This is a genomic window from Mesorhizobium sp. LjNodule214 (genome assembly GCF_964252735.1).
Taxonomy (GTDB): Bacteria; Pseudomonadota; Alphaproteobacteria; order Rhizobiales; family Rhizobiaceae; genus Mesorhizobium.
The window spans coordinates 99,148-110,529 of the sequence record NZ_CAXUPE020000001.1; the positions used below are offsets into that span (position 1 = coordinate 99,148).

General features: G+C 62.8%; 11 protein-coding genes. 7 read left to right on the top strand and 4 right to left on the bottom strand.

Translation table 11 applies throughout. The features are described 5' to 3' along the window. Positions 1-32 precede the first annotated feature (32 nt). Positions 33-485, bottom strand: coding sequence for a L,D-transpeptidase (locus ACSQ3Z_RS00390; protein ID WP_436169458.1), 453 nt, complete (start codon positions 483-485; stop codon positions 33-35). Between the two features lie 356 nt (positions 486-841). On the opposite strand from ACSQ3Z_RS00390, the gene ACSQ3Z_RS00395 reads away from it, so the two are divergent. Together ACSQ3Z_RS00395 and ACSQ3Z_RS00400 are read left to right on the top strand one after the other, a co-directional pair. After that, entirely contained in the window at positions 842-1,174 is a 333-nt protein-coding gene (locus ACSQ3Z_RS00395) for a hypothetical protein (RefSeq protein ID WP_436169459.1), read from the top strand. A gap of 40 nt (positions 1,175-1,214) precedes the next feature. Then, positions 1,215-1,382, top strand: a complete 168-nt coding sequence (locus ACSQ3Z_RS00400) for a hypothetical protein (protein WP_006202193.1) — start codon at positions 1,215-1,217, stop codon at positions 1,380-1,382. Between the two features lie 73 nt (positions 1,383-1,455). Here ACSQ3Z_RS00400 and ACSQ3Z_RS00405 read toward each other — a convergent pair whose 3' ends face one another. Continuing rightward, a complete protein-coding gene (locus tag ACSQ3Z_RS00405) occupies positions 1,456-2,139 on the bottom strand; it encodes a winged helix-turn-helix domain-containing protein (protein ID WP_436169460.1) in 684 nt (227 codons plus the stop codon). Between the two features lie 46 nt (positions 2,140-2,185). On the opposite strand from ACSQ3Z_RS00405, the gene ACSQ3Z_RS00410 reads away from it, so the two are divergent. Next, positions 2,186-2,962 (top strand): response regulator, encoded by a 777-nt coding sequence (locus ACSQ3Z_RS00410; protein WP_192182577.1) that lies wholly within the window; start codon positions 2,186-2,188, stop codon positions 2,960-2,962. Between the two features lie 229 nt (positions 2,963-3,191). Then, a complete protein-coding gene (locus tag ACSQ3Z_RS00415) occupies positions 3,192-5,282 on the top strand; it encodes an ATP-binding protein (protein WP_436169461.1) in 2,091 nt (696 codons plus the stop codon). Positions 5,283-5,530: 248 nt separating this feature from the next. On the opposite strand, the gene ACSQ3Z_RS00420 is transcribed toward ACSQ3Z_RS00415, so the two are convergent. Beyond that, on the bottom strand, positions 5,531-5,938 hold the full coding sequence (locus ACSQ3Z_RS00420; protein WP_436169462.1) for a hypothetical protein: 408 nt from the start codon (positions 5,936-5,938) through the stop codon (positions 5,531-5,533). A 525-nt stretch (positions 5,939-6,463) separates the two neighbouring features. Between ACSQ3Z_RS00420 and ACSQ3Z_RS00425 the strand changes: the two genes are divergently transcribed. Continuing rightward, positions 6,464-7,666 carry an aromatic ring-hydroxylating oxygenase subunit alpha gene (locus ACSQ3Z_RS00425; protein ID WP_436169463.1) on the top strand — a complete coding sequence of 401 codons (1,203 nt, stop codon included), beginning with the start codon at positions 6,464-6,466 and terminating at the stop codon, positions 7,664-7,666. Positions 7,667-7,892: 226 nt separating this feature from the next. On the opposite strand, the gene ACSQ3Z_RS00430 is transcribed toward ACSQ3Z_RS00425, so the two are convergent. Beyond that, the gene (locus ACSQ3Z_RS00430; protein WP_436169464.1) at positions 7,893-9,308 is read right to left on the bottom strand and encodes an aminotransferase; all 1,416 of its coding nucleotides are present in this window, start codon (positions 9,306-9,308) and stop codon (positions 7,893-7,895) included. Positions 9,309-9,616: 308 nt separating this feature from the next. Between ACSQ3Z_RS00430 and ACSQ3Z_RS00435 the strand changes: the two genes are divergently transcribed. Together ACSQ3Z_RS00435 and ACSQ3Z_RS00440 are read left to right on the top strand one after the other, a co-directional pair. Then, on the top strand, positions 9,617-10,534 hold the full coding sequence (locus tag ACSQ3Z_RS00435) for an ABC transporter permease (protein WP_436169465.1): 918 nt from the start codon (positions 9,617-9,619) through the stop codon (positions 10,532-10,534). Next, complete coding sequence (locus tag ACSQ3Z_RS00440) at positions 10,531-11,358, top strand: ABC transporter permease (RefSeq protein WP_436169466.1); 828 nt, start codon at positions 10,531-10,533, stop codon at positions 11,356-11,358. The genes ACSQ3Z_RS00435 and ACSQ3Z_RS00440 overlap by 4 nt, the downstream gene beginning before the upstream one ends. Positions 11,359-11,382: the final 24 nt, after the last annotated feature.

Below are 11,382 nucleotides of genomic sequence, written 5' to 3' on the forward strand. Positions count from 1 at the left end.
GAAGCTTCACAGACGGCTCCAACCACAGCCTGCTACTTGACGATGACAATGCTGGTGTTGGCGGGGCCGAAAGCCTCGACCAGCTGGTAGAAATCGGCGGCATTGTCAGGATGCAGCCGTACGCAGCCATGCGAGGCCGGCCGGCCGAGATTCTTGATGGCATAGGTCGCATGCACGGCGTAGCCGCCGCTGAAGAACACCGAATGCGGCATCGGGGCATTATCGTATTTCTTCGAGTACCACATCTCATGCATGCGGGTCGGCTTGAACGAGCCGGTCGGCGTGACATACCCCCTGCCGCCGGTCGACACCTTCCAGGCGAAGGTCGGCCGGCCGTCGACCAGCACTTCCATGGTCTGCTGCGAAAGCGAGACGCGGGCCAGGATCTGGTTGGCGTGGGCGGCGCCGCTGCCGAAGAGCAGGGCCGCACCGGTGAGCGCAGCGGCAATGATGTTGATAAGCTTGGCGGAAATGGTGGTGTGCATGATGTCCCCTCTCTCTGCCGGTCCGGCCGGCTCCAATTCGATGGCGGACTTATCGCAGCGTCATGTTTCAGGCTTAGTTCGCATGATGCTCGTTTTTGTTTCGAATCTGTTTCCTAAGATTAACAAGAATGGTTACCCAGCCGACCGGTTCAGGCCGTCACGGTCTCGCGGTCTTGCAACCCGATACAACCGAATTCCCACGCTTTTGCGAATCGAAAGCGCGATTTTCCTTTATATGAAAAGGACTTAAGTCGGCTCGAAACCAATCTGCAACAAAGCGCGGCCCGCGCGGCATGATCTGGATACAGCCCGGCCGCACAGTTGACGTAACGAAAAGCAGTCGGCACCAAACGAAAATGAGCAGGAAAACGAACATCCCGTCCTGGATCCTCAGGGCAAGCATCGCGGCGATCATCGTCGGCGGCGTCGGTACAGTTGCCGGAAGCCCGATGACGACGCTTGCAGCGATGAGCACGGGTGAGGTTTCGACACTGCATGCCGCACTGTTCATAGCCACGGTCTGGATCGTCTCCAGCCTGCGCATTAACCGGCTCAAGGCCCTCTGGCGGGTCGGCCTTGGGCTGAAGTGGATGCGCGGCGCCTCCGGCTACTTGCTGCCGAGAGGACCGAAGGCCCGCGCCGCGACGGGGGGCTCCGTGGGCGGCGCGGGCACTTCGGGGGTTTCCTGAAGCGCCAACATAGTTTGGGCTGATCTGAAGGGATGGAAAAATGAACACGAAATCTGCTGCCGCGGTGCTTTCCGCATTGCTTTATGCCCAAGCCCTGCTGGGCTTTGCCGGCCTTGCCGCGGTGCTGTTGCGGGATCGTGCCCAGACCTATGAGGTCAGCCTCGCCAGCGATATGCCGTCAGGGCCCTCCGTACTCGTGGTGCGCTGAGCGATTGCATCGGACCAAGAAGATGAAAGCCGGTCCGATGCTGAAGCAAAGAAACAGGATGACCGCCCTGTTCTCAGTCGGCGCGCTGCGTCGGCGGGTCGAACCGGTAGCCGGCTCCCCTTATCGTGGTGATGGTTTCTGTGTCGAGCTTGCGGCGCAGCCGCACGATGCGCGAATCGATCGAGCGATCGAAGGCGTCGGCGTTTTCGGCAGGTGCCGCGGCAATGATGTCGTCGCGCGTCAGCACCTTGCGCGGGCTGGCCAGAAACAGCCTGAGCAGCGCCACCTGGCCCGGCGAGAGCTGGTCCTCAGTGCCCGAGCGGTGCATGACCATGGCCGACCTCAGATCGACGGTCGCATTCTCCAGCACGACCAGTTCCCCCGCACCTCTGCCGCGCCGCGCCAACAGGCCGCCGATGCGCGCGGCAAGCTCGCGGACGTTGAGCGGACTTTCGACGACGTCGGCGGCGCCGAGCTCGAGCGCCAGCACCTTGTCGACAAGGTCGGCCGGCCGGCAGATCAGGATGAAATCAGGTCCGCCCTCACCGCCGTGGCGCCTGAGCAGATCGCGTCCCTCGGCCTGGCTCAGGCTGTCGCCGACAACCACGACGTCGATGCCCTTGGCCGAAAGCAGTGATTCCGCTTCCCAGGGCTGGCGCGCTTCGCGCACGTCGTGGCCACGCCGCTCGAGATGGTCGGCGAGGGCGCTCGCCACCACATCGGCAACAGATACGAGCGCGATGACCGATCGTGCCATGTTTTTCCACCCCGCGACAGACATCTCAAGATGAGTGCTGGACATGATGTTTATACCCAATCTACTTTCCGCTGAAAGCGGGAGCGAGAGCATAGTGCGGGCACGGATTGTAGTCGTCGAGGACGAGCCTGACCTGAGGGAGGCGGTCGCCGAGTATCTTGGGGCCAGCGGCTATGAGGTGGCGATGGCGGAAAGTGCCGCCGAGGCGCGGACCTTGCTGGAAACGCAATCCTTCCACCTGGCCATTCTCGACATTGCCATGCCCGGCGAGGACGGCCTGTCGTTCGGCCGCTGGCTGCGCTCCAAAACCCCGATCGGCATCATCTACGCCACCGCCGCCGGCACCGCGCTCGACCGCATCGTCGGACTGGAGCTCGGCGCCGACGACTACATCGTCAAGCCGTATGAGTTGCGCGAGGTTCTGGCCAGGGTGCGCAGCGTGCTGCGCCGCGTTCCGCAGCCGACCGTGCCGCAGGCCGCCAAGGCCGAGACGGGTGCTGGGCGCCGCCTGAGCTTCGGCTCCTTCCAGGCCGATCTCGACGGCAGGCTCGTTACCGGCGCCAACGGCGCGGTCATCGACATGGCCAAGAGCGAGTTCGACGTGCTGGAGGTCTTTTTGACTCGCGCCAACCGTCTTTTGACGCGCGCCGCAATCTCTGAAGCGATCGGTTTTGTCGAAGATCCGGAATCCTCGCGCGCGGTCGACATCCGCATCATGCGGCTGCGCAAGAAGATCGAGGCCGATCCCGCCAATCCGAAATTCCTGCGCACGGTGCGTGGCGAAGGCTATATCTTCTCGCTGCCAAACGGCGACGGCAACTGAGCTACCAGCCCGGCGTCGTGGATTTGAAATTCTCGCTATTTCGGCGATAGCGTTCAAATTTCAGGGATTCAAAACCGTAAGACAGCGCCACGCGTCCTTTCGGACACGCAAGGGAAGCTGTAGCATTCTGATTTTGCGTAATGACGCTTCCGGAAATCGGCATCGATTTTCGGGGTCATGCGCTGAATTCCGTAGTTTACCGGATGTGGCTTTTGGATAATTGCTGATCATGACTGCCGACGCAGCAAACACGGACATGAAGGGCGACCGCCAGGGCGCCGCGATGGCGGCTGTGCGCGTCGTTCGCCGGCTGCGCGAGGCCGGCGACTGGCAGCGCGAGATGGAGACCATCCTGGAGACGCTCTGCCACGCCATGGATTGCCAGCGCGGCATCCTGTTTAGGTTGCGCGAACTGCCTGGCCAGGGCTTTGCCCAGTCGGTCTCGGCCTACTGGATCGACCCCGACTTCGGCGGCGAACTGGCATCGCCGACGGTCATCATGCAGACGATCGTCAATTCGGATCCGCTGCTGGAGCGACTGGCCGAGGACGAGCGTCAGGGCAAGGTCTTTGCCGGCCATACGCGCAATCTGGAAGGCTTTCTCAGAACCGACTTCGAAAAGCAGAACATCAAGTCGTTCCTATCGGTTTCCGTCTTCGCGCACGGCCATCTGTGGGGCACGCTCGCGGTCAACGACTGCGTCGACGAGCGCGACTGGACCGACGAGGAAGAGGCGACACTGCACATCATCGCGCTCGCCATCGGCGACGCCATCGAGCGCTCACCCTCGGACGCCCATGCCAGCGAAGTCATCCGCCGTACCATGCTGCAGGCCTCGCTCGACGCCATCATCGTCATCGACGAGACCGGCTCGATCATCGAATTCAATCCGGCCGCCGAAAAGATGTTCGGCTTCCGGCGCTCCGACATACTCGGCAAGGACCTGCTCGATACGGTGGTTCCGGCATATTATCGCAAGGGCTATGCCTCGGGCGCCGACTACATGTCGGGCCGCGGTTCGCCGATGGTCGGCCAGCGGCTCGAAACGGTCACCCAGAATGCGGCCGGCGAGGTCTTTCCGATCGAATTGACGGCGACCGAGATGCGGGTCGCCGACCGCCGTCTCATCTTCGGCTCGATCCGCGACCTGCGCGACAAGCTGCGCGCCGAAGAGGAGATCGGCCGCCAGCGCGAGAAACTGCACCAGAACGAGAAGATGGCGGCGATGGGTTCGCTGCTCGCCGGCGTCTCGCATGAATTGAACAACCCGCTTGCGGTGGTCGTCGCCCAGTCGACGCTGCTGCATGAATTCGCCACCGATCCGCAGACCAAGGTGCGCGCCGAAAAGGTCCGCGCCGCCGCCGAGCGTTGCGGCCGCATCGTCAAGAGCTTCCTGTCGATGGTGCGTCTGCATCCGGCAGCACAGGCCGAGACCGATCTCAACCAGGTGATCCGCGCAGCGCTCGAAGTGACCGCTTATGGCGCGCGCTCAAGCGGCATCATCATCGACACCGATTTCGCCGCCGGTCCGCTGCTGGCCATGGCCGATGCCGACCACGTGACACAGGTGGCGGCCAATTTCCTCATCAATAGCCAGCATGCTTTGGCCGGCGTCGCGGGCGACCGGCTGATCAAGGTGCACACATTTCGCAGCGACCGCGGCAATCCCGGCTTTTCGGTCGAGGACAACGGACCGGGCGTGCCGGAAGCGATCCGTCCGCGCATCTTCGAATCCTATTTCACCACCAAGCCGGTCGGCGTCGGCACCGGCATCGGCCTGTCGATCTCGAAATCGATCATCGAACGGCACAACGGCAACATCTGGTTCGAGGAAGTCCTGCCGAGGGGTGCCCGCTTCGTCGTCCAACTGCCGGCGATCGCCGCCGGTGCTGCCACTGCCGGCGAAGGCCCGGCGCGCTCGAGCGGCCTGCGCCATGCGCTGATCATCGACGACGAACCCGATGTCGCCGGCTCGCTGTCCGACATTCTGGAATTGATGGGCCTGAAGTCGCGGGTCGTGGCGGCGTGGACATCGGCTGCCGCGACCCTCGCCGGGCATATGCCTCCCGACATCGTCTTTTCCGACCTGCGCATGCCCGGCACCAGCGGCATGTCGATCTATCGCGAGTTGCTTGCCGAACGGCCTGATCTGGCGCAGCGCTTCGTGCTCGTCACCGGCGACCTGATTGGCGCCAAGGCGGAGATCGAGGCGTTGCCGGCGCCACAGCGCCCGCAAATCCTCGAGAAGCCTTTCAGCACGCTGGACGTCCGCGGCGTGCTCTCGGCCATTGCCGAGCAGGTCGCCGTGGCCGCCGGGTGATCCCTTTCCGAAAATACTCCCTGGGCCTATTGAGATCAGGTCAGGCCGAGCCGAGAGTGGTGGTTTCCGAGAGCTGAAACCTGCCATTCGCAGGCCGGCCTCACCTGAATATCAATAGACCCCCCAAAAAAAAGAGACTCCCGACCGACGTGCGGCGGGAGCCTGACTGAGCGCTGGAGGCGCGCTCTGGGAGGTCCAAGCATGATCCGAAGACTAGATACCTACTGTCGGATCATGCCTAGCAGAACTCAAAAAACATTCGGCGTGTTGCTCATTGGCGCGGCATTGGCGATCATGCGGACGGCGCGGTCTCTATGCACGCCGGACTGGGCGGCAATGACGCGCAGGCAATCCGCGCTCTCGGCGCCCCAGGCCTGGCCCTTGCAGGCGAAATCGATCTCCGGCTTCGGCAGCCGCGCCGTCTTGACCGTGGTCGAGGCGCCGTCGATGACATTGGCTGGCGGATTGAACGAGGCGAAGGCCGGACCGGCCGCTGGCGTGAATGCCATGATGGCGAAGGCGCAGGCGCCCATCATCATGAACATCACTATCGGGTGATCGCTGGCGCGCTGGCGCAGTGCCAGCTTTGGACGCCTGTCATTGCGCTCCGGCACTTGCCTGCCGCGGTCGCTGTTGGCGTGAACCTTCGTAGACATCGCCGTTCCCTTCGTTTATTTTTGTCTTTGCTATAAAACGAACATAATCGCGCCTGGTAACGGACGAACGACGCGCGAAGGGTGCCCGTGTAACAGGGATGAAACAAGAAAACCGGGCACAATCGGGCATATTCGGTCAAGCGCCGATGGTCTGTTTCGTTTGCGAAGCTGTTTCATGTGCATGATCAGGATGTTGCCTAGACGGTTATAGCGTTGAGCTATGCCCGGACCTGCCCGGCCAGACTATGAGCAAGATCACACTCCGGGCGGCAGTCTGCCGGCGCCGGGGCTTTTTCCTCGGAAATGGGTTCATTTTTCCAGGCGCGGCGCCCGCGAATCCCCGCGCCCGGCGCATCTTCCACAACCGGCGCTAAGGCCCGGAATTTCCGGGATTTTCTCTCGTCGGGCCAGATCCAGGTCTGCTCAATTCAGTTATCTTGAAATTTTCGTATTTCCACAAACCATTGCATTTCAAAGAAAAATATGATTTTATTGAATGAGTATTCAACAAATGAAGAGCCTTTGATGAACCCGCACCTCCGTGACGTGGCGATCCCCAACAATTGGGACCGGCGGGGCCTGCCGGGTTGGAGTTACCACTCCGACGCCCTTCTCGAACTCGAGAAGGAATACGTCTTCCGCAACCACTGGCAGATCGCCGGCCACGTCTCCGACGTGCCGAATGCCGGCGACTATCTGACCATGGACGTGGTCGGCGAACGCGCGCTGATCGTGCGGGGCAAGGACGGCGTCGTGCGTGCCTTCAACAACATGTGCCGCCACCGCGGCAGCCGCGTCGTCGCCGACAGCCAAGGCACCTGCAAGAACGCACTGGTCTGCCCCTTCCATGGCTGGGTCTACAATCTCGACGGCACGCTGCGCGGTGCTGCCCGTCCGCGCTCCTTCCCCGATCTCGACAAGACCGAGTTCGGCCTGATGCCGCTCGACCTGGAGATCTGGATGGGCTTCATCTTCATCCGCTTCCGCAAGGGCGGCCCGCAGCCGTCGGTGGCCGAACTTCTGAAGCCGATCGAGGCCGAGATGGCTCACTACAATGTTGCCGACATGGTGCCGTCCTGGGGCATCTGGACGCAGAAGTCGCCCGTCAACTGGAAGTCGGTACGTGACGTCGACAATGAAGGCTACCATGTCGCCATGGCGCATCCGGCGCTGCAGGATCTCTACGGCGCGACCTATTTCGACGAACCCTTCATCAACGGCGTGTCGCGCTCCTTTGCCACCTACAATCCGCATGCCGGGCGGCGTTGGAGCGTGCGCGAATACATCAAGCTCGCCCCTGACGTGTCACACCTGCCGGAGCATCTGCGCAGAGCCTGGATCTACTACGGCATCTTCCCCAACAACGCGCTGTCGATCATGCCGGAATCGGTGCAGTTCTATCAGGAGTTCCCGTTGTCGACCGGGCAGACGCTGCTGCGCGGGGCGATCTACCGCTACCCCGACGAGACCAGGGAGCAGGCGGCGGCACGCTATCTCGCCTACCGCATCGACCGCGACACGATGAGCGAGGACGTGCAGCTGTCGGTATGGTCGAACGAATCGATGCTGTCGGAAGCCTTCGAGGGCTTTTACCTCTCCGACCTCGAATACGGCGTGCGCACCCACCACGACCATTTGCGGAGGCAGATCCCGGTGCTCGACCTGGAGACCGCGCCGGAGGAAAAGGACATGTGGGCGCTGAACGACGCGCTAAGGTCAAGGTCGTAGGCGGCCGGCGATTGGCGAAATCGCCGATCACAGCGCCCCTCTCCCGTCACTATACGGGGAGAGGATGCCGGCAGGCAGGTGAGGGGCAGCACCGAGCTTGTGAGGTTATCGCTTCAGACTGATGAGACATCCAACTCGCGTGAGCCACGGCCAATCGCCGATGTCGGCGCCGCCCCTCATCCGCCTGCCGGCACCTTCTCCCCGTGAACGGGGAGAAGGGAGAACCTCACCCCCGCCACACCCCTTCCTTGCGCAAATCATCCATCGTGCGCGAGATGCCTTCGCGCAGGATCGCCACCATGTCGTCGATCTGCTCGCGCGAAATGATCAGCGGTGGCGACATCACGCACATGTTGATCAGCGGCCGGACCAGCAGGCCGAGTTCATGGCAGTGCGCGTCGATGCGCTTGCCGACGTCCTTGTCGAGCTTCAGCGGATCCTTGCTTTCGCGGTCGGCGACGCATTCGACGCAGCCCATCAGCCCCATGCCGCGCACCTCGCCGACCAGAGGCAGTTCCTCGAGTGTCTTCAGTTGCGCCTGGAAATAGGGTGCGACCTCTCTCGTATGGGCGAGCACGCTCTCCTCGAGGATATCGAGGTTCTTCAGCGCCACCGCGCAGCCGATCGGATGGCTGGTATAGGTCAGGCCGTGGCCGAACAGCGCGTCGGGGTGGTTCGAACGGCGCAACTCCTGCAAAATCCGCTCCGAGATGATGACGCCGCCAAGCGGGAAATAGCCTGAGGTCACGCCCTTGGCGAAGGTGATCATGTCCGGATCGATGCCGAACATTTCGCCGGAGGCAAAGACGTGGCCGAGCCGGCCGAAGCCGGTCACCACTTCGTCGGAGACAAAGAGGATGCCATTCTCGCGGCAGATCTCGCGGATGCGCTTCAGGTAGCCATCCGGCGGCACGATGACACCGCCCGAGGCCTGCACCGGCTCGCCGACGAAGGCACCGATCCTGTCAGCGCCGACGCGGGCAACCGTGTCGCGGAACTGATCGACCAGGAAATCGGCGAACGCCTCTATGCTCATGCCTTGCGGCCGGCGGAACGGGTCCGGCGAAGAGAGCTTCACGACCAGTTCGTCGGCGCCGTCCATCCAGTCGCGGTCGCGCGGACGCCCGTTGAGCGAGGCCGACAGATAGGTCGAGCCGTGATAGGCGCCGCCGCGACTGAGGATCTGCTTCTTTTCCGGCCGCCCCCGTACATTGTTGTAGAACTGCATGAAGCGGAGCGCCGTCTCCACCGCCGAGGACCCGCCGGTGGTGAAGAAGACATGGCTGAGATCGCCGGGCGCATGGCCGGCAATGCGCATGGCGAGCTCCGCCGACGGCGCGTTCATCGTGTACCACGGCGTGTTGTAGGACAGCGCCATCGCCTGGTCGTACATCACCTTGGCCAGCTCTTCGCGGCGGTGGCCGACATTGATGCACCACATGCCGGCCGGCCCGTCGATCAGCCGTTTGCCGGAAGCATCGGTGATGTAGATGCCCTCGCCCTCGCCGATCAAAGCGCGCGCCTCGGCGCCGACCGAGCCGGCGAACGGCCAGGGCTGGACGAGATGGCGCTTGGCCAGTTCGACGGCGTCGACGTCGGCATCGACCGTCTCCATCGCCTTCAGGTCTCTTGCAGCCGCCATCTTCGCCTCACATGCTCTCGTGACAATTTTCAGCGGACACCAAGCAACTCCAAGCCTCGGTAAAAGCGGCTTTCTTCACTTCATTTTGAATGTCCGTTCAATCAATATTACAGAAATAGCGCTTGATTTCAATCGCCGGATGCGCGCATGATGAAAGAAAGCCGGCAAGCTCGAAGCGCGATCGAGAGAACGGGTTCACCGTGCGGCGCGCTCGGCAGAATGGGGACATGCCGCCGGCCTTGGAGGATGGAAGACTGCATGGCAGGACAGTCCGAGCCCGCAACGGAGATCACGCCGGGGGCGCTGCAATGACGACAGCTGCCGAAGGGTCGCCTGCACGGCGCATGACGCGGGCCAGGCGAAACGCCCTTCTGCAGTCCGAGCCCGTCCAGGGCTTTGCGCTGATCAGCCCCACCTTCCTCTATGCCCTCATCCTTCTGGTCCTGCCGATCCTGGTGGTCATCGCCCACTCCTTCTGGACGCAGAATTACCTCACCATCGACCGCACCTTCACGCTGGAGAACTACCGCATCGCGCTGACCGAGCCGATCTATCGCGACCTGCTCTGGCGCTCGCTCTACATCTCGCTGATGGTGAGCTTCTTCACCGTCATCCTCGCCTACCCGATCGCCTATTTCATCTCGTTCCATGGCGGCCGCCACAAGAGCCTTTGGCTGTTCCTGATCACCATCCCGTTCTGGACCAGCTATCTGCTGCGCGTGATGTCGTGGAAGGTCATCCTCGGCTACAACGGCGTGCTCAATTCCGGCCTGATGGGCCTCGGCATCATCGACGAGCCGTCGACAGCACTTCTCTACAATTCGACCGCCGTCATCATCACGCTGACCCATGCCTGGGCGGCCTTCGCCATCCTGCCGATCTTTGTGTCATTGGAAAAAGTCGACCGCACGCTGGTCGAGGCGGCCAAGGACCTCGGCGACGGTCCGCTGCGCTCCTTCCTGCGCGTGACGCTGCCACTGTCGGTGCCCGGCATCATTTCGGCGGCGCTGATCGTCATGATCCCGACCGTCGGCGACTATGTCACGCCGAAGCTGGTCGGCGGCAAGGACGGCGTCATGATCGCCAACGCCATCCAGGCGCAGTTCGGCAAGGCGTCCAACTGGCCACTGGGTGCCGCACTTTCCGTCACCACCATGGTGATCGTGACGCTGATTGCCGGCGCTATGGTATTGGCCATCCGAGCCGCTCAGAGGCTGGCGCGATGACGGCGTTGCGGCGTTTCCTGCCAGGCGGCGGCTGGCTGTCGGCCTATGCCTTCCTCTACGTGGTGTTCCTCTATCTGCCGGTCATCTTCCTGCCGATCTTCTCGATCAACACGGCGGCAACGCCGAAATTCCCGCTCTCCGGCTTCACCTTGAAATGGTACGAGGACCTGCCGCGCACGCCAGCACTGCTCGACGCCGCCTGGAACAGCCTGGTCGTCGGCGTCTCGGCCTCCATCCTCGCCACCGTCTTCGGCATCCTCGCCGCCCGCTCGATCACCCGCTACCGCTACCCCGGCCGCCGCGCCATCAACGGCCTGATCATGGCGCCGCTGGTGCTGCCGGAAGTCATCGTCGCCATCTCGATGCTGCTGGTGATGCTGCAGCTCGGCCTCAGCCTGTCGCTGTTCACCGTCGTGCTCGGCCATGTGCTGGTCTGCATTCCCTATTCGATGACGGTGCTGACCTCCGGCTTCGAGGGTTTTGACCGCAGCCTGGAGGAAGCCTCGGCCGACCTCGGCGAGAGCGCCTTCGGCACCTTCCGGCGGGTGACGCTGCCGATGGTGGCGCCGGCGATCATTTCCAGCCTGCTGGTCTGCTTCACCATCTCGCTCGACGAGTTCATCATTGCCTTCTTCCTGACTGGCACCGACGCGACACTGCCGATCTACATCTGGGGACAGCTGCGTTTTGCGTCGAAGCTGCCCGGCGTGCTGGCGCTGGGCACCTTGCTGCTGGTCGCCTCTTTCCTGCTGATGACCGTCGCCGAAATCCTGCGCCGCCGCGCGGCCAGGCGCACCCAGAACGAGGGAGGCCTCTATGCCTGAGCAAACGCAGGCCGTACGGCCTCA